We start from the raw sequence: 17,496 nt of genomic DNA, 5'->3' as shown, positions 1-17,496 counted from the left end.
TGTTTTTATAAATAAAGTGTTTAGAGGAGGTGTGCCAGTGATGGTATGCCTCCTTCTTTCAATATATCCACCAATATCGGTTTCACTCCGCTGACAAAACACTCAACGGCAATAACCATCAGGATAAGTCCCATCAGGCGCATCATCACATTGTTTCCCGTCTCACCCAAGATTTTGACCAACCGCGTGGAAGCACGCAATATGAAAAAGGTAATCAGATAAATAAAGGCAATCATTCCTATAAGAACTCCTTTCATCTGAATGGTATGGGCATCCTGCATCAGCACAATGGCATTGGCTATGGCACCAGGACCACAAAGCATCGGAATTCCAAGAGGAGTAATGGAAATATCATCGGCATAAGTCTTGATTTCCTCGTCTTTCAGCTTCATTGGGGTATAACGGGCTTGCAGCATATCGAAGCCAATCTTAAAGATAATAACTCCACCGGCAATACGGAAACCATTGGTAGAGATACCGAAGAACTTAAAGAGGAACTGTCCCGCAAACGTAAAAACCATAATCGTAATAAAGGCAACCAAAGTGGCGCGCGATACTACCGACTGCCGTTCACGGTCTGTCATTCCATGCGTCATGGTCAAAAACACCGGCATGGTGCCGAGAGGGTTTGTCAACGTAAAGAAGGAGGTAAAACAAAGTAAAGCGAAAGGTAAGATTGTGTCCATAGCTGTATAATATACGTTTCTGCAGACAAAAGTACAACTAAAAATTTCAATGTCACAAAATCTGCATCAATTCTTTCAGATTACTGATATGATAAGTCGGTTGGAAAGGCAGTTCTTCCTTCCCTGTTACATTATAAAACACTTGGTGCATGCCCACTCCTTTGGCTCCTGCCACATCATTCTCCCAACTATCGCCTATCATCAAAGAATCACGCACTTCGGATTGTGTGGCAGAAAGTGCAAAATGAAAGATTTCGGGCCAGGGCTTCAAGATACCGATGTCATCAGAGAGAACAATCTTCTTAAAAAAGTGGTCAATGCCTGCCGAACGTATCTTATGACATTGCAGCTCCTGGAAGCCGTTGGAAAGGATATAGAGGTTATATTTCCCCGCCAAATATTCCAGTACCTCATACGCATGCGGCATCAGCCGACTTTTTGTGGGAATGACCGAAAAGAAATCATCAGAAAAAGCCTCGGCCAAAGCAGCATCCCCCGCCCCTACTGCCTCCAAAGGATATAGAAAACGCTGGCGGTTCAACTCTTCCTTACTGACCTGCCCTCTGCCGTATTCTTCCCACAGCTCTACATTACGATGCTGATAAAGCGTATAGAAATGCTGGAAAGAACGAAAGAAACGGCCATAATCATACTTGTGATACATCTCTTCGAATGTATCGCGTGCATTAAGGGAAAATGCCCAAAGCGTATCGTCCAGGTCAAAAAACAGGTTCTTATATTGGGATGCCATAATTTAAAGGAAAGGGATATATAAAAATAGACGCAGATTATCAATTCCAATAACCTGCGTCCGTTCTGTATCAGTCTATAACAGTATTATTTTACCTGGATTACCAAATACTTGGACACACTCCAGAAGTCTTTCGGATTTGTAATCTTCAAAGTCAACTGTCCTTTATCATCCTTCTCCAACGCATAAGAGCCCGCGGGATGAGTAGTCAAGATATCAGCATCTTTAGAGTATAGTTTAATCTCTTTTGTCGTACGGATATCCACTTGTGTAAAGTAGTCCTTGTTGATATCAGAATCTTTCAGCACCTGGCCTTTTTTGAAAAGTCCGGTATTTGTCAATATCTTCTGGTCCTTCAACTCTTTCTTCGTACCAAATACAAACCAAGCCGTATTGAGTGCCTTATCTTGTTCGGCAACGGTTTGAGCCTTCGCCTCATTTTCGGCAGTCAATTCTTCTTTCTCAGTAGACAAACCGGTTACGGCAGCATCCAGTTCCTGGATACGGATATTCTTGGAAGCCAGCTCAGCCTGCAATTCCTCAATACGCTGGGTCTTTGCCACCAACTCCTGAGTCAGGGACTCCACAGCCCTCTTCAACTGGGCAGAGTTATTCTTACTGTTCTTCAGCATGGACTGTAATTTGGCAATCTGTTCCTTGTTCTCTTCCATCTGCTTACGGATAAACTCAATATCCGACGCAATCTGCTGCTTGGCATTCAAAGAGCCTTCTGCCACAGCACCACGCTGCAAATCCACACGGCTCTCTGCTGCATTAATCTGGCGGAATCCCTCTGAAATATCATTGAAAGTGCCCATCATCTCGTCCAATTCAGCATTACGCTGAGTCAGTTCCATCAATAAAGAATCATTTTCAGCTTTCAGCTGGTTCTTACTGCCACCAGAGAAGCTGTCACACGAAGCCATTACAGCCGCGCATACAATTAAAACTGCTAACTTTTTCATACGCTTTCGTTTTACGTTTGGTTAATGAAGTTATTTAATCGTCTATTCCTGCTACTACAATCACAATTTCACCGCGCGGTTCGTTCGCCGTGAAATGTTCAATCAATTCTGTAAGCGTTCCACGCACCGTTTCTTCGTGCATCTTTGAGATTTCCCGCGAAACAGAAGCCTGACGTTCGGCACCGAAATGTTCGGTAAACTGCGTCAAAGCTTTTACCAATCTGTGGGGAGACTCATAGAACACCATGGTACGACGCTCCTCGGCCAATGCCTTCAGGCGGCTCATCCTTCCTTTCTTCTGTGGAAGGAAACCTTCAAAACAGAACTTCTCATTCGGCAGTCCGGAAGCCACCAATGCCGGTACAAAAGCTGTCGCTCCCGGCAGGCATTGCACTTCGATGCCGTTACGCACACACTCTCTGACTACCAGAAAGCCCGGGTCGGATATACCTGGCGTACCTGCATCCGAAATCAAAGCTACAGTTTCTCCCCCCTTTATTCTATTAACAACACTTTCAACCGTTTTATGTTCATTAAATTTATGGTGAGATTGCATCGCATTCTTTATTTCGAAGTGTTTCAGCAATATGCCGGAGGTACGTGTATCCTCAGCAAGTATCAAATCCACTTCTTTCAGAATCCGGATAGCACGGAATGTCATATCTTCCAAATTTCCTACCGGGGTAGGCACTACATAAAGTTTTCCCATACTTATCGGTCATTTAGCTGAAATATTTTTTGAGGAGTTCCATAAAATCGACGGCGGCTTCATTTTCTTCATCCGGGTGCACTTCCGAAGCAAAAATATCCATAGCCTTGTCCAAAGAAGGAGCCTCACCCAAACGTCGTACCACTTCATTCATCCGTGCAGCATCGCCTGCGAACAGTTCGCGGACAAAACGGAATGAATCGTTCAGACTGATGGCATGTTTCAAATCCTTGGCAGGCTTGATGCGTTCTGCCAAAATAGGAGATGCCGAAGCTACAACAGTCTGGAGCGCTTCAGCCGTATGAACAGTTTCCGGTTCTTCACAATCCAGCTTCATTGTATCAGGGACGACCGGTTCAACCGGAAAAGCCGGTCCGGTCAAAGGAGTAGTAACAGCAGGGAGTTCCTCCAGGGGCGGCACAACAGCCGTTGGCGCCTCCTCAAGCAGTTCTTGCAACGCCTCCAAGCGTGCCTTCATCTGCTGGATATTCCGTTTTGCCACAATCTTCAATGTCGGATTGGCATCACTTGAAATGGCCTGCATCAAACATTTCAATTCCTGAATATCTAATTCTATGTCGTTTAATAGGGTTTGCATATCCTTTACACAGTCCGTGTTAACGCTACAAATGTAGAAATAAATAATGAAAAAATATCGGAAAGCAAACAAAAGTGTTACTTTTGCGCTTAAATATAACACTTGAAAGCATGGTATTATTTTCAGAAGATCATATACAGGAAACCAAACGCAGGGGAAGAATTGAGGTCATTTGCGGTTCCATGTTCTCCGGCAAAACCGAAGAGCTGATAAGGAGACTGAAACGGGCAAAATTTGCCAAACAACGCGTAGAGATATTCAAGCCTGCCATAGACACCCGTTATTCCGAAGCCGATGTCGTATCACATGACAGTCATTCCATAGCCTCCACTCCCATCGACTCGTCTGCCAGCATTCTGCTCTTCACTTCAGAGATAGATGTAGTGGGCATTGACGAAGCCCAGTTCTTTGACAGCGGCCTGATTGATGTATGCAACCAGCTTGCCAACAATGGTATACGCGTCATTGTAGCCGGACTGGATATGGACTTCCGCGGTATTCCATTCGGCCCTATGCCGGGACTGTGTGCCATTGCAGACGAAGTTTCCAAAGTACATGCCATCTGTGTGAAATGTGGTCAACTTGCCTCGTTCTCCCACCGTACCGTCAAGAACGACAAACAAGTACTGCTGGGGGAAACCGAAGAATATGAACCGCTATGCCGAGAGTGCTATCAGCAAGCCATCCAAGCCGACCAAAAGGAAATCGGTCATTAACAAATACAAAAAACAGAGCATTATGGAACGCAAAAAGATTACATTCGACAGTTTTATCCGCGGTGTCATACTCGGTGTCATCATTATCGGCATCCTTATGCTCTTCAAGCGTCTAAGCGGCGTATTGCTGCCATTCTTCATCGCATGGCTCATTGCCTATCTGATATACCCCCTGGTCACCTTCTTCCAGTACAGATTAAGGCTCAAGAACCGGGTCATATCCATCTTCTGCGCCTTATTCAGTATTCTGATTGTAGGAGGAACCGCCTTCTATCTGCTTGTGCCTCCCATGATGGACGAATTCGTCAGGGTAAAAGATTTGGTAATAGACTACTTTTCCAACGGAACCCACGACGGCAATGTGCCCAAAACACTCTCTGAATTCCTTCGTGAGAACATAGACACCCAGTTTGTCACCCAATTGTTCAAGGAAGAGAATATGCTGAACGCCATCAAGGAAACCGTTCCCCGGCTCTGGTCCTTGTTGTCAGAATCCGTCAATCTGCTGTTCAGTTTCTTCACTTTCTTCCTCATTCTTCTCTATATAGTTTTCATATTGCTGGATTACGAAAGCATTTCCGAAGGGTGGACCCACCTGGTACCACAGAAATACCGGCCCTTCGTAATCAATGTAATGAACGATGTGAAAGACGGCATGAACAGATACTTCCGCGGACAAGCATTCGTGGCATTGTGTGTCGGTATTCTGTTCAGTATAGGCTTTCTGATTATTGATTTCCCACTGGCCATTGGACTCGGCTTATTCATCGGCGCTTTAAACCTAGTACCTTATTTGCAGATTATCGGCTTTATACCTACCATCGTGCTGGCCATACTGAAAGCAGCGGATACGGGAGGAAACTTCTGGATTATCATTGCATCGGCCCTTGCGGTATTCATCATAGTACAAGCCATTCAAGACGGATTCATCGTACCGCGTGTCATGGGGAAGATTACGGGCCTGAATCCTGCCATCATCTTACTGTCTTTATCGATTTGGGGGTCATTGATGGGGATGCTGGGTATGATTATAGCACTTCCGCTTACCACCCTTATGCTCTCCTACTATCAACGTTTCATCATAAACAGAGAAAAAATTCATAAGTTTGAACAGACTGATAATCAACAAGAAGAGTAAAAGCAGAAGTCGTTCTCAAAACTTTTTCCCTTAATCCATTTGTTTTTTAAACAAAAGTGCCTATCTTTGCACCCGCTTAACAGCAATAAGGTCTGATTCGCTAGCTCAGCAGGTAGAGCACAACACTTTTAATGTTGGGGTCCTGGGTTCGAGCCCCAGGCGGATCACCAAGAAGCTGGAAAAAACCAGACAAAGAAAAGACAACTCCTACAATATCAAGGTATTGCAGGAGTTTTTTCTTTGTATAAAGTCCGTGACCTAAGACACGAAATGGTCACAAAAAGACATACTTTCGTGACCAATTCGTGACCTGTCCGACCTTTCGGATTTTAGGTCACGGAATGTCTGAAATTGTCGGTTTGTTGTCTTGATTTGTCCGTACTGCAAATATCTCATTTTCAGTTCATCAATTTAATTTTGTAACTAAAAAAGAGATTATGAGAAGTACTTTCAAGCTACTCTATTTCGTCAAACGAAATGCAGTAAAGAAGAACGGCAACGCACCGATTATCGCACGTATCACTATCGACCAAGTTGTAGCCCAGTTCAACACCAAACTGGAAATAAATCCGGCTCACTGGAGCGTGAAGTTAGGCAAGGCTTCCGGCAGAACCGCAGAAGCCGTACATATCAATTCTATGCTGGAAAGCATCCACAGCACGGTACCCCAACAAGACTAAATGGTTGATTTATAATATTGAAGCAATATAATACTGGCGAAAAGAAAAACAGAAGTTTGTCATTTACTATCCTTCGTCCATTCGTTTGACTAAGCTGTCTTGCAAACGGCTAAGATATGCCGTCCAATCCTTCTTCCGTTCTTTCATGGCAATATAAGCGGCATAATAATCGCCTAACTCCATTTAGAGCACCGTACTGAGAAAATTCATCATTTCTTTTATTCCCACGTTGCCATTGTTAATGCCACCCGAAGAAACAAGGTTGAGAAATTCAGGTCTTTATCGAATTGTGCGCTATCGGTACATAGGCGTAAATCAAACTTTCCACGAACAACATAATATTCATCATACAAGGTCGAATGAAAACGATAATATTGGTAAAAGTCCAGATTACGGTTAAAGAAGCAGGTCAGGTTATCCAGTTCTTTACTTAATATAGTTTCTGATTACATCATTACTACCATCGGGGCATTGTGTTTCTATCCGATAAATCTTATAGAAGGAATGAATTTGCAGTTTTGTTTTTAAATCATTGAGAACCGCTTGCAAACGACGCACTATTGAAAGAAAAGTTTCAACAATATCATAACCGTAGAGGTCGATTTCAGATATATTGACCTCTATTTCAGCTAACATGTTATTAACCAGTTCTTTCATTTTACTACTTTAATAGTTTTGTAAATTTAGACTCAGTACAAATACTTAAATCCGTAGTTACAAACTTCCCATTGTAAAAAAGAGAAAATATAGTAGCTGGTGTAGGAGAGTTTTGTGCTTGCTCTCTCGTTTCCAATTTAATTACTTTCAAAGGAATATTTATTTCTTGCGCAAGAACACGCAACACTCCATTTACATAATAATCCGTATATGGGCAACGATTAGAATAATAAGCCACTATTCCCAGTTTGTCGGGGCATTCTCCACTTTTGACGCAATCATTAAAATATGGAACTGCACTATTCTCATGAAAACTCATTACCAACAATGAAAATCCATTTGGAAGTTTTTCTATTTCCTTAAAGCCATGTTGCAGCAACCATTTCGTATCACTCATAAAATGGTTCTTTTTTGTACCTACAACAGTAACCAATCCATTTTTTTGTTGCTTTTTTGCATCTTCAATCACAAATTGGAGCAAATTATATCCATGCCCTTGACCTTTATACTGCCCTGAAACCCAAAAACAATTAATCATTAAATAATTAGGGGCAGTAACCGGAAGCCACGCATATTCAGCAGGAACATATTCTATAAAAACTTTGGCTCGTGCATCAAGCCGCCTAAAAACATAGCCATTAGCAAATTCCTTTTTTAGCCATTCCTTTTTGGACTCATATCCTTCCAAGCATTTTTTGTCAGAGAATGCGCAGCAGATATGTTCTTTATCTATATTATCCTCTGTTAGAGTTATATATTTAGGTAAACTATTTTCCATGCTTTTATTTATTTTATCGGTATGTAGATTTTTGTGATACTCTCTTTTTTATTTTCTTTTGAATAATTGATATACTCCTCAAAAGACATCCCATGACGAAGTGAATATTCTTGGCTTACGTTAATGATGTTATACCAGTCCTGCAAATCTGTATAATACCCCTGCAACGTATAGACCGCATATTTACCTTGTGGTAGCCGGATTGTACCAAATTCACAAGTAGGCATAATTTCCTTTTGTACCGATGCACAAGCATAGAAACGACATTGATTAGGGTTTGTCACATTAGGGTCGTCAAAACTTAACCCAATAAAACGTGTATCGGGCAGAAGTAAGTCATTGCTCTTTAAGAAATGTATCAATTTACTCCATACTGTTTCATAAGGTTCTTCCTCTCCGTACTTACCCCATATACGGATATATACTAAATTTAATCCCTCGAAATTGTAGACTTCAGAATGCAATTCGCACTCCTTTCCATCATGTTCGCACTCTTTTAATCGCATCCTTAATCTGCTGATATATGTTTTGGGAGAGATACCAAATTGTTTCTTAAATGCTTTGGAGAACGATTGCGGATTATCGTAGCCGACTAACCCAGCCAAATTCTGTAAACTCATGTCTTCAGTTTGCATATATAGTACAGCTCGTTCTACTCGTTGCCTCGCCACATAAGAGTATAATGGTTCATCCAAAGCAGAACTCATCATACGGAGCAATTGCCGTTGAGACATATTTACTATGTCGGCTATTACATTCAATTGCAATGGCTGATGCAGATTAAAATTTATGTAATCAATTACTTGATTGACTTTCTGTTTGTATATATTTTCAGTGCTACTTTTCATCTATAACGATATAATTTGCAAATATATAGAGTTCATACAAATGTATGATTGTCCAATCTCGCCAATTTTAGAAATCTTAGGTTACGGTTTTAGGAGGTTATGTCAAAACGTTGGCACAACCTCGTTTTTTTAAAGGCATCTACGACGTAATGAGTTGGCTGGAAACTTTATAAGCATACCGATGCTTCAGAACAAAAAGCAGAATCACAATGATTGTCAAAGCCTCCGAGAGTGGCATTGCCAACCAGATTCCCGACACACCCAAGAACTTCGGCAACAAAATAAAACTCGGAATAAGGAAAACAAAGCCACGCAACAAAGCAAAAATCGTAGCTGGCTTTATTCTTTCAACACTCTGAAAATAACCTACCACAGCAATATTCACAATGAAAAAGACAAAGCCGCTTGCAAAATAGGGGAAACCGTGTATCGCTATCTTCGCCGCTTCACTGTCAAGACTGATGAAAAGGCCAACCAGCAGATAAGGATAAACAGTGAATGCCACCGTTGCAACCACACCGCAGACCACAGCCGTCAGCAACGCAATACGTTCCGCCGTCATCACTCTTTCCTTGTAGCCCAGTCCGAAATTATAGCTGATAATAGGCTGGGCAGATTGTGCAATAGCATTACCTACCATGAAAACAAAAGGAATATAATAGCACGCTATACCGAATGCCCCTACGCCATCGTCCCCCAGATAGGACATAAATACCTGGTTCCCGACGAACATAAGAACAGCAAGCGTTGCCTCTCCCAATAAGGCAGAAGGACCGATACGGCACTGGTAACCAATATTCCGCACGGAAAGCCGCAGGCTCTTGACACTCCATTTGAGTGGTTGTAAACGCAAATGCCGAGCATAAAACAGTAGATAGACCATCGCCACCAGTCCGCCGGCCATGATGCTGATGGAAGTGGCAAATGCTGCTCCCATGACTCCCCAGCCAAAAGGAAAGATAAACAGCCAGTCGAGCACCACATTGATTACAGCCGTAATCAGGCTGCACAACATAGCCAGCTTTGGAGCACCGTCCAGACGAATGACGAACAGCGGCACCGTTATCCATATCTGAAAGACCCATGACGGAACAAACCACAGCAGATAATCCGTCACCATAGGCAACAGATGTTCGGAAGAGCCGAGCATCCGGGCTGTTTCTGCCGGAAAAGCCATCATCAAAGTAGAGGGTATCAAAGCAACAATCGTTACAAACAGTAATGCTTGTGTCACATTCAACCGAGCAGACTTGCTTTTGCCTCTCGACAATTGGATAGAAGCGACCACAGAACACCCGGCACCAACCATAAGCCCGATTCCCGTAAAAAGCATCAGTAAAGGGACACAGATATTTACGGCCGCAATCCCGTCGCTACCTACTCCATGCCCGACAAATATCCCGTCAATCGCTGTTACGGCCGACATACTGAGCATACCCAGCAACGTAGGAACAAAATATTTCCGAAACAATGTAAACACATTCAGTGTACTCAAATCAATTGCATCTCTTTTCATGTTCAACTATATTTATAGGTTATTGTCTTGCCCAAAAGCAAAAAAATGCCGGATAAAATGATTGGTTTTACCCAGTCATCTTATCCGGCATTTTTACAGCCCTCCGATGAGGATTACAAAACTCTTTTGGTTTTCTAATTCGCGTGCAAAGGTGGGACTTCTTTTTCAAGTATCCAAATATTCATGATTTCTTTCACTGAAAAAGCAGCAAAACATGAACATTATCCACTACCATATCACTCTTTTGAAGGTAGACACACAGCCAATGAAAGACAGTCTATCAGTCTTTCATTGCTCTAACATAGGCTGTCAATACACTGAATAAATGATAGTTAGGCATGCGCACTATTGTGGTACGACTTCTCCACAAGCATGAAGAAGCCGTACCACAATAGTGAAGAAACTGCATCACAACCGTGCACAATAGTCATTAATAAGCTTTTAGTAGGAGAAAGAGCTGTTCTTTGCGGAAAGAAGACCAGCCATTTGCACAAGAAAAAACAGCATGCAAGCAAAGTTTGCCTACATACTTGCATGGCATCTGCTTACATACTGTAAAATGCGGTATAACAAACAATTAGAAAGCACCATGCAAGCATGTAAGCAAAATGTGTGGTAAACCTATTGTATCTCTTTTCATTTTGCGATGACTCCATAGTAAACCATGTTATCAATACGCTTCTGATAAATCTGGTTATTCTGCAGCAGATACCCCAAGGCCAAACACAAATCCACATCCCTGAACTTCGTCAGTTTCTGCAATTCAAAGATTGTACACTTCTTAAGATTGCACAAAATGGAATATACCATTTTCATATTATTGGTCGCCTTCTCAATACTCTTCATATTATTATCTTATTATTAGTCTTAAAATGATATCCTATATTATCTACTCAAATATAAGATAAAGACAGAGCAATGACAAACATTGCCCATTCTTTTCATTTCAGATAACATTCTTTGAACTACATATACCTAAAATCTGCAAAAAATATAGAACTTTATAAATATCAACACTTTATAGAAAGGTATATTCACATTATACTATATCCGGAAACGATTATGTTGGTATAATCAAGGTACTATTATATGCTTGCCTTCGGGAGTGACTACTACCGAGCCCATTTTGATGTAATGTTTCCCTTCCGGCGAAACTATTACCTTTGTTTCGCTACTCTTGTCGGAAGATTCTTTTTTCTCATTCATGAAACTCTTGTCCCGCGAAGTGGTAACCGGATAAGTATCCTCCAGATAGCTCTTCATTTCGTCCACTTTTCCGTCTTTGAACCACACCTTGACAGCCGACCACCCCGCAGGAGTATAAGCGCGGAATGTCCAAGCCTCTCCCTCCTTATTCAAATCTCTAAATGCAGGCTCTCCTAAAATGGTACACACCTCTTTAAAGCTCATACCACGTTCAATGCTGCTCAACTGCTTATAATCAAACCCGTAGCTTTCATAAATGCCACAGCCCATCACCAAGACAGCGAGTAACAAGCCTAAAACAACTGACATCTTTTTCATAATAGAAAGTTTTAGTATTTATCCATACAGCAAATGTAGTATGATAAAAACCTCCTTTTCCGTGATTCTCTCTATTTATACATAGGGATTTCCCTATCTTCGAAGTTTATTCCTATCTTTACAACCTATGTACAAAGAATATCATCCCAGCCCCCTGCTCTCCCCCTATATTGACAAATATTGGGAGTTTAAAGGACAACCCGGATACGGCATGCATATCAACATCCTGCCGGACGGATGCACTGACTTTATATTCACGTTGGGTGAAGCCCCTAAGGCCGTACACGACAGCCTCGTTATGCAGCCCTACCATGCCTACTTCATTGGAAGCATGACTAAATATTCCGAATTGGTGACCCATACGGCAACAGTCCATATGCTGGGAATCCGTTTTCTGCCTTGCGGAATACTTCGCTTTATGGACCTCCCTTTGCAAGAGCTCACCAACTTGCGGTTAAACGCCGATGAGCTTACAAGCCTCTTTACCCACTCTTTTGCAGAGAGACTGGGCGAACTGGAAACCATTCAAGAGCACCTGGTCTTTATTGAAAACTTCCTGCTTCAAGCCTTATGCCGATACAGTCCAAAAGCAGAACGGAGCATGCTGTTCGCCATACAGCAAATCAATCGATGCAAGGGTGACTTGTCACTCCTCCGGTTAGCGGAGGAGACCTGCCTATGCCAACGCCATTTCGAACGGAAATTCAAGCAGCACACCGGACTTACACCCAAAGAGTACAGTCGGATTATGAAGTTCAAACATGCTGTAGACTTGTTGCGAAGTACCTCTTTCGACAATCTGCTGTCCGTTGCCATCAAAGCAGGATATTATGATGTTTCCCATCTCTCAAAAGAAATCAAAAAGATGTCCGGCAACGCGCCAAGCCAACTTCTCACCTCCGCTCCATTGGAAGAAGGGACTTTGAGTTATGTGAAAACATAAAAGTCGATTTTTTACAATAGCTCTTCCTATTACCATGCCTATATTTGCAGCAATCAAATCAATAAAAACATCCAATATGGCAACATTAATCGAGAAAGCAGCAGAAATCTTGGCAAGATGCGAAACCGTCGTCATCACTTCCATCAACCAAGAGGGATATCCCCGCCCCGTTCCAATGAGCAACATCAAGTCGGAAGGGGCCACAACCGTATGGTTGGCGACCGGCAAAGACAGTCTTAAAACAAAGGAGTTTGCAGCCAATCCGAAAGCAGGTTTGTGCTTTCAGGAAAAAGGAAACAGCGTAGTACTCACCGGTGAGGTGGAGATTATAGAAGACGAAGCCACCAAGCAGGAAATGTGGCAAGAGTGGTTCAGCGCACACTTCAGCAAAGGCCCGACAGATCCCAATTATGTATTACTGAAATTCAAAGGACACCATGCCACCATTTGGATTGACGGACATTTTGTACGCAGAAATCTTTAAGAAGAGCATTCAGTTCCTCATCTGATGTCTTGCATGGGGGGATGAAAACTATAGCCCCTTCGTTATCACCGGCAATCCGAAAGCTCCTTTCTGCAAAGTCAAGACTTTCGGTTTGCCTTTTCGTGCTTTGTTGTATGTGGCTGTGGAAACATGCAAGGTCTCTATCGCTCCATCCTCGAAAGCCACCTTTAAGTAATACTCCTTACGTACTCCGTCCGACACATAACGATGCTTGCCTACTTTACGTCTCTTTTCATGTTCTTTTATCAGCTTCTCAAGTACGGTGACCGTCACCTCCTTTGTCGAAGCAGGAGCCGCCATCCGATAATTCCCTACCAGAAAAAGCGAACAACTGATGACACCCACGCACACCACATGGCACAATATATTCACTGCCTTTTGCTCCATCGTTGTCAGCCATATCCATTTTTTATATAGAGGAAGTGTAACGACTGCCACCACAAGTCCTACCCCTACGGGTATCCACACAGCAGCCAACGTATCTTCATAGATGTTATATCCAATGCAGCCCAAAGCTACGACCAGTACAAACATCAGAAAACGGAGTATTTTTATAAACAGTTCTTTCATTGCCGCGTTTATATTTTTTGCAAATATAGGAAAAATATCATTCGACCGACTGTCAAATCTGTTCAATCTACATGAACTTACTTGCTTGATAGAATGTTATAACTACAATAACTAAAACAGAAAATATCATGGAAAAGAGCTTAATTCATAGTAATGAACTGCATTTTATCAGTAAGAAACGCATTCATCAAGCAGTAGAGAAAATGGTTGAGTCATTGGATTTGGCTGCGGGTTCCACAACCGGCTTCAACATCTATGCAGTAGTGGAGAGCTATTTCACGGATTTGGAAAAACGAAAAGAAATCAATCAGCTGCTCAACCTGGAACAAGATGTCTGCGAAGAAATAGAGGCAGAATTAAGTTATAAATAAACTACGGAGTTACCGACTACTATTAAGTTACGGGCTACAAGTTGTCCTGCAGTATGATAATGCAGGACACTTGTAGCCCGTAACTTATAGTAGCTGATAGCTAGTAAATTGAAACTTGTAGCCCACTCAGTCTTTCGCCTGATGCACCGTCAACTGCGGGAATGGGAAGTCGATACCTTCCTCGTTGAATACGGAGTAAATCTTCTTGTTCATATCAAAATAAACGCCCCAGTAGTCTCCGCTCTTCACCCAAACACGAATCACCACATTCACACTGCTGGCATCCAGGGCATGAAGAGCCACAAACGGCTCGGGAGTATTCAAGATACGGCTGTCTTCGGAGATGATACGACGCACGGTGTCTTCCACCTTATCATAATTTTCACCGTATTCCACACCGATTACCCAATCTACACGACGCGTATCCTCACGGCTGTAATTAGTTACTGTACCACTGCTCAACGCACCGTTAGGGATATAGATTACCTTATTGTCGGCTGTGGTCAGAATCGTATGGAAGATTTGAATTTCACGTACCGTTCCGGACACTCCCTGGCTTTCAATCCAGTCACCTACCTTGAAAGGACGGAACAGCAAGACAATCAGTCCACCCGCAAAGTTCTGCAAGTTTCCGGAAAGTGCCATACCGATAGCCACACCGGCAGATGCCAGCAGAGCGGCAAATGAAGTGGTTTCCACTCCCAGTTTGCCGATAACGGCAATGATTAACAGAATTGTCAGCAAGATATTGACCAAACTTTTCACAAAGCTCTGGATACTGGCATCCACATGTCTTTTTGCCAATAACCTCGCCAGCATTTTCCGAAGAAGGGATATTAAGAATCGCCCCACCACAAAGATTAGAACGGCTCCAATGATACGCCCACCGGCACTTACACTCCAATCTATCAATTGCTGAAGAAATATTTGTAGCTTGCTGAAACCATCGTCAGCAGTTTGGGCGGCAAAGGCTGCCATGAATAAGGATAATAACATAACTATATTTTTAAAATTAACGCTACAAAATTAACAAATAACTCTGATTTTCGTTCACTTAGCTTGTCTTTTTCAACGGAAACTCCTACTTTTGCTCCCGATTTCAACTAAGGGGTGCCCTAATACGACGGGCTGAGATCATACCCATTAACCTGATCCGGGTAATGCCGGCGGAGGGAAAAGAAGAAAAGTTCCCCTTTTCTGTATTCATCTAAACGAAACAATTGCAAATGAAGAGACATGCAATGGCGGCCTGCCTCCTGACGGCAGCACTGAGTGTCTGTGCGCAGACACAAGAGCAAGACAGTCTGCGGGTGATAAACCTGCAGGAAGTGGAAGTCATCTCCACACGTGCCACAAGCAGCACACCGGTGGCATTCACCAATATAGGCAAAGAACAACTGAAAAAACAGAATTTCGGACAAGACCTGCCATATCTGTTGAGTATGACACCCTCCGCCATTACTACCAGCGATGCCGGTGCCGGGGTGGGTTACACCACGCTGAGAGTCCGTGGAACAGACGGCACACGCATCAACGTCACCGCCAACGGTATTCCCATCAACGACGCGGAGAGTCACACGGTATTCTGGGTCAACCTGCCGGACTTCGCCTCCTCCGTCAAGGATATGCAGGTACAGCGCGGAGCAGGTACCTCAACGAACGGTGCAGGAGCTTTCGGTGCCAGCATCAACATGCAGACGGGTGATTTCTCCATGAAACCCTATGCAGAATTCAACGGTTCCTACGGCTCCTTCCATACGCACAAGGAGACGGTGAAAGTGGGAACGGGACTCATCAACAATCATTGGTCGTTCGATGCGCGGCTCTCCAACATCAGTACGGACGGGTATATAGACCGGGCGTCTGTGGGACTGAACTCCTATTATCTGCAAGGAGAATACTACAATGACAATACCTCCGTCAAACTGATAACCTTTGCCGGCAAAGAGCGCACTTACCACGCATGGAACTATGCCAGCAAGGAGGAGATGGAACGTTACGGACGGCGTTACAATTCCTGCGGATTCATGTACGCCACCGACCGGGACGGCCATGTATACAGCAAAGAATATTATAAAGACGACAACGGCGAGAAGCATTACCTCACGGACGAAGGAGGTGCACTGCATTTCTATGACGACCAGACCGACAACTATACGCAGAAGAATTACCAGTTGCTGTTCAACCACAATTTCACCTCGCAATGGAATCTGAATATCGGCCTGCACTACACCAAAGGCGACGGGTACTACCAGGAATATAAAGGCGAACGCTCGTTGGCAGAGTACGGCATGTCGCCTTTCGAATACAACGGCGGCAAGATAGAAGTAAGCGACCTTATCCGCAAGAAGGCAATGGACAACTGGTTTGGCGGCGGAATCTTCTCCGTAAGCTACAAAGCCGACCGTCTGCATGCCTCGCTAGGCGGTGCACTGAACCGCTATGACGGCGACCACTTCGGAAAAGTGCTTTGGGTAAAGAACTATATCGGCGAACTGAATCCCGACCACGACTACTACCGCAACAACGCCACAAAGAATGACGGAAATATTTATCTGAAAACCAATTATGAACTGGTAAGCGGCCTCAGCGCCTACCTCGACCTGCAATACCGCCACATCAACTACAAGATAAACGGACTGAACGACAAGTACAACTGGACTGCCACCACTCCGGGAATGCAAAAATTGGACATTGACGAAGACTTCGACTTCTTCAACCCGAAAGCCGGACTGTCCTGGCAAATCGACCGCAACCACCGCCTATACGGTTCGTTCAGCGTAGCCCATAAAGAGCCTACGCGCAACAACTACACCGACGGCTACTTCACCGAACATCCCAAGGCTGAGCGCTTGTTCGACTACGAACTGGGATATACCTTCGCCAACTCATGGCTCCATGCGGGTGCCAACTTCTACTATATGGACTATAAAGACCAGCTGGTACTGACGGGGGAGCTGAACGAGATAGGCGAAGCCATGGCCAGCAACGTGCCCGACAGCTACCGCATGGGTATCGAGCTGATGGCAGGCATCCGGCTGGACTGCGGTTTCCAATGGGACATCAATGCCACACTCAGCAAGAACCGTGTGCAGAACTTTACCGAAACTCTTTTTGAAAACGAGGAGGCCGGGTCGGAGGCATGGGTCATCAAACACGGGGATACCCCCATCGCATTCTCTCCCGACTTCATACTGAACAACCGCCTGGGCTATACGTTCAAGGGATTCGAGGCCTCGTTGCAGTCACAATATATCAGCAAGCAATACATGAGTAACGCCAAGCAAGAGGAGTGCACGCTGGATGCTTATTTCGTAAGCAACCTGAATCTGTCCTATACCTTCAAGTTGCCTAAAGTAAAGTCGGTAACCATAGGGTGCACCATCTATAATCTGTTCAATGAAGAATACGAAAACAACGGATACGCAGGCAGCGGATACTATCTCGACGATAACGGAGGAAAAGTCCGTTACAACTATGCCGGCTACGCTGCCCAAGCGGGAACGAATGTACTGGGACATATAGCTATTAATTTTTAAAA

General features: G+C 43.7%; 18 protein-coding genes, 1 tRNA gene, 2 pseudogenes and 1 riboswitch. Of the genes and pseudogenes, 8 read left to right on the top strand and 13 right to left on the bottom strand.

The genetic code is table 11. The annotated features are described in order from the left end of the window. Positions 1-20: 20 nt before the first annotated feature. The 5 genes from DW039_RS12110 to DW039_RS12090 form a co-directional block, all read right to left on the bottom strand. The gene (locus tag DW039_RS12110; protein ID WP_008665785.1) at positions 21-686 is read right to left on the bottom strand and encodes a MarC family protein; all 666 of its coding nucleotides are present in this window, start codon (positions 684-686) and stop codon (positions 21-23) included. 52 nt (positions 687-738) lie between these two features. Next, entirely contained in the window at positions 739-1,437 is a 699-nt protein-coding gene (locus DW039_RS12105; RefSeq protein WP_057282123.1) for a YjjG family noncanonical pyrimidine nucleotidase, read from the bottom strand. An 86-nt stretch (positions 1,438-1,523) separates the two neighbouring features. Continuing rightward, complete coding sequence (locus DW039_RS12100; RefSeq protein ID WP_005835026.1) at positions 1,524-2,402, bottom strand: hypothetical protein; 879 nt, start codon at positions 2,400-2,402, stop codon at positions 1,524-1,526. Between the two features lie 34 nt (positions 2,403-2,436). Then, positions 2,437-3,111, bottom strand: coding sequence for a 16S rRNA (cytidine(1402)-2'-O)-methyltransferase (gene rsmI / locus DW039_RS12095; protein WP_044467257.1), 675 nt, complete (start codon positions 3,109-3,111; stop codon positions 2,437-2,439). Between the two features lie 13 nt (positions 3,112-3,124). After that, positions 3,125-3,709 carry a hypothetical protein gene (locus tag DW039_RS12090; protein WP_120381983.1) on the bottom strand — a complete coding sequence of 195 codons (585 nt, stop codon included), beginning with the start codon at positions 3,707-3,709 and terminating at the stop codon, positions 3,125-3,127. Between the two features lie 110 nt (positions 3,710-3,819). Between DW039_RS12090 and DW039_RS12085 the strand changes: the two genes are divergently transcribed. From DW039_RS12085 to DW039_RS12070, 4 genes and pseudogenes are all read left to right on the top strand, one after another. Continuing rightward, complete coding sequence (locus DW039_RS12085) at positions 3,820-4,425, top strand: thymidine kinase (protein ID WP_005835020.1); 606 nt, start codon at positions 3,820-3,822, stop codon at positions 4,423-4,425. 22 nt (positions 4,426-4,447) lie between these two features. Next, positions 4,448-5,563: an AI-2E family transporter gene (locus DW039_RS12080; protein ID WP_005828446.1), complete on the top strand. Its 1,116-nt coding sequence runs from the start codon at positions 4,448-4,450 to the stop codon at positions 5,561-5,563. Between the two features lie 94 nt (positions 5,564-5,657). Next, a tRNA-Lys gene (locus DW039_RS12075) sits at positions 5,658-5,733 on the top strand. A 267-nt stretch (positions 5,734-6,000) separates the two neighbouring features. Then, a pseudogene (locus DW039_RS12070) lies at positions 6,001-6,234 on the top strand (Arm DNA-binding domain-containing protein); the annotation flags it as partial. 75 nt (positions 6,235-6,309) lie between these two features. Here DW039_RS12070 and DW039_RS12065 read toward each other — a convergent pair. The 6 genes and pseudogenes from DW039_RS12065 to DW039_RS12035 all read right to left on the bottom strand — a co-directional run bounded on the left by DW039_RS12065 (position 6,310) and on the right by DW039_RS12035 (position 11,566). Beyond that, a pseudogene (locus tag DW039_RS12065) lies at positions 6,310-6,900 on the bottom strand (RteC domain-containing protein). Between the two features lie 4 nt (positions 6,901-6,904). Then, positions 6,905-7,678, bottom strand: a complete 774-nt coding sequence (locus DW039_RS12060; RefSeq protein WP_005828455.1) for an N-acetyltransferase — start codon at positions 7,676-7,678, stop codon at positions 6,905-6,907. 8 nt (positions 7,679-7,686) lie between these two features. Further along, positions 7,687-8,526 (bottom strand): GyrI-like domain-containing protein, encoded by an 840-nt coding sequence (locus DW039_RS12055; RefSeq protein ID WP_005828457.1) that lies wholly within the window; start codon positions 8,524-8,526, stop codon positions 7,687-7,689. A gap of 139 nt (positions 8,527-8,665) precedes the next feature. After that, complete coding sequence (locus DW039_RS12050) at positions 8,666-10,042, bottom strand: MATE family efflux transporter (RefSeq protein ID WP_119979553.1); 1,377 nt, start codon at positions 10,040-10,042, stop codon at positions 8,666-8,668. 636 nt (positions 10,043-10,678) lie between these two features. Next, positions 10,679-10,888 (bottom strand): winged helix-turn-helix domain-containing protein, encoded by a 210-nt coding sequence (locus DW039_RS12040; protein ID WP_005828467.1) that lies wholly within the window; start codon positions 10,886-10,888, stop codon positions 10,679-10,681. A 228-nt stretch (positions 10,889-11,116) separates the two neighbouring features. After that, a complete protein-coding gene (locus DW039_RS12035) occupies positions 11,117-11,566 on the bottom strand; it encodes a hypothetical protein (protein WP_005828472.1) in 450 nt (149 codons plus the stop codon). 127 nt (positions 11,567-11,693) lie between these two features. On the opposite strand from DW039_RS12035, the gene DW039_RS12030 reads away from it, so the two are divergent. After that, on the top strand, positions 11,694-12,509 hold the full coding sequence (locus DW039_RS12030; RefSeq protein WP_120137861.1) for a helix-turn-helix transcriptional regulator: 816 nt from the start codon (positions 11,694-11,696) through the stop codon (positions 12,507-12,509). A gap of 76 nt (positions 12,510-12,585) precedes the next feature. Continuing rightward, on the top strand, positions 12,586-12,993 hold the full coding sequence (locus DW039_RS12025; protein WP_005835009.1) for a pyridoxamine 5'-phosphate oxidase family protein: 408 nt from the start codon (positions 12,586-12,588) through the stop codon (positions 12,991-12,993). 48 nt (positions 12,994-13,041) lie between these two features. Here the strand turns inward: DW039_RS12025 and DW039_RS12020 are convergent, their stop codons facing one another. Then, entirely contained in the window at positions 13,042-13,584 is a 543-nt protein-coding gene (locus DW039_RS12020; protein WP_120137860.1) for a DUF2500 family protein, read from the bottom strand. Positions 13,585-13,712: 128 nt separating this feature from the next. Here DW039_RS12020 and DW039_RS12015 point away from each other — a divergent pair, with 128 nt between their 5' ends. Next, a complete protein-coding gene (locus DW039_RS12015; RefSeq protein WP_005828479.1) occupies positions 13,713-13,955 on the top strand; it encodes a hypothetical protein in 243 nt (80 codons plus the stop codon). A gap of 126 nt (positions 13,956-14,081) precedes the next feature. On the opposite strand, the gene DW039_RS12010 is transcribed toward DW039_RS12015, so the two are convergent. Then, on the bottom strand, positions 14,082-14,951 hold the full coding sequence (locus DW039_RS12010) for a mechanosensitive ion channel family protein (RefSeq protein WP_016274197.1): 870 nt from the start codon (positions 14,949-14,951) through the stop codon (positions 14,082-14,084). Between the two features lie 100 nt (positions 14,952-15,051). Further along, positions 15,052-15,148: riboswitch (TPP riboswitch) on the top strand. Positions 15,149-15,181: 33 nt separating this feature from the next. Between DW039_RS12010 and DW039_RS12005 the strand changes: the two genes are divergently transcribed. Further along, positions 15,182-17,494, top strand: coding sequence for a TonB-dependent receptor (locus tag DW039_RS12005; protein ID WP_117749368.1), 2,313 nt, complete (start codon positions 15,182-15,184; stop codon positions 17,492-17,494). Positions 17,495-17,496: the final 2 nt, after the last annotated feature.

The sequence above is a fragment of the Bacteroides sp. AF39-16AC genome, from assembly GCF_003602735.1.
GTDB classification, from domain to species: Bacteria; Bacteroidota; Bacteroidia; order Bacteroidales; family Bacteroidaceae; genus Bacteroides; species Bacteroides uniformis.
The sequence above is the reverse complement of the archived record's forward strand: the minus strand, read 5'-3'. Positions and strand labels throughout refer to the sequence as shown.

Coding starts and splice junctions, on each gene's coding strand:
- DW039_RS12110 (WP_008665785.1), bottom strand. CDS start 686: ATGGACACAATCTTACCTTTCGCTTTACTTTGTTTTACCTCCTTCTTT.
- DW039_RS12105 (WP_057282123.1), bottom strand. CDS start 1,437: ATGGCATCCCAATATAAGAACCTGTTTTTTGACCTGGACGATACGCTT.
- DW039_RS12100 (WP_005835026.1), bottom strand. CDS start 2,402: ATGAAAAAGTTAGCAGTTTTAATTGTATGCGCGGCTGTAATGGCTTCG.
- rsmI (WP_044467257.1), bottom strand. CDS start 3,111: ATGGGAAAACTTTATGTAGTGCCTACCCCGGTAGGAAATTTGGAAGAT.
- DW039_RS12090 (WP_120381983.1), bottom strand. CDS start 3,709: ATGCAAACCCTATTAAACGACATAGAATTAGATATTCAGGAATTGAAA.
- DW039_RS12085 (WP_005835020.1), top strand. CDS start 3,820: ATGGTATTATTTTCAGAAGATCATATACAGGAAACCAAACGCAGGGGA.
- DW039_RS12080 (WP_005828446.1), top strand. CDS start 4,448: ATGGAACGCAAAAAGATTACATTCGACAGTTTTATCCGCGGTGTCATA.
- DW039_RS12060 (WP_005828455.1), bottom strand. CDS start 7,678: ATGGAAAATAGTTTACCTAAATATATAACTCTAACAGAGGATAATATA.
- DW039_RS12055 (WP_005828457.1), bottom strand. CDS start 8,526: ATGAAAAGTAGCACTGAAAATATATACAAACAGAAAGTCAATCAAGTA.
- DW039_RS12050 (WP_119979553.1), bottom strand. CDS start 10,042: ATGAAAAGAGATGCAATTGATTTGAGTACACTGAATGTGTTTACATTG.
- DW039_RS12040 (WP_005828467.1), bottom strand. CDS start 10,888: ATGAAGAGTATTGAGAAGGCGACCAATAATATGAAAATGGTATATTCC.
- DW039_RS12035 (WP_005828472.1), bottom strand. CDS start 11,566: ATGAAAAAGATGTCAGTTGTTTTAGGCTTGTTACTCGCTGTCTTGGTG.
- DW039_RS12030 (WP_120137861.1), top strand. CDS start 11,694: ATGTACAAAGAATATCATCCCAGCCCCCTGCTCTCCCCCTATATTGAC.
- DW039_RS12025 (WP_005835009.1), top strand. CDS start 12,586: ATGGCAACATTAATCGAGAAAGCAGCAGAAATCTTGGCAAGATGCGAA.
- DW039_RS12020 (WP_120137860.1), bottom strand. CDS start 13,584: ATGAAAGAACTGTTTATAAAAATACTCCGTTTTCTGATGTTTGTACTG.
- DW039_RS12015 (WP_005828479.1), top strand. CDS start 13,713: ATGGAAAAGAGCTTAATTCATAGTAATGAACTGCATTTTATCAGTAAG.
- DW039_RS12010 (WP_016274197.1), bottom strand. CDS start 14,951: ATGTTATTATCCTTATTCATGGCAGCCTTTGCCGCCCAAACTGCTGAC.
- DW039_RS12005 (WP_117749368.1), top strand. CDS start 15,182: ATGAAGAGACATGCAATGGCGGCCTGCCTCCTGACGGCAGCACTGAGT.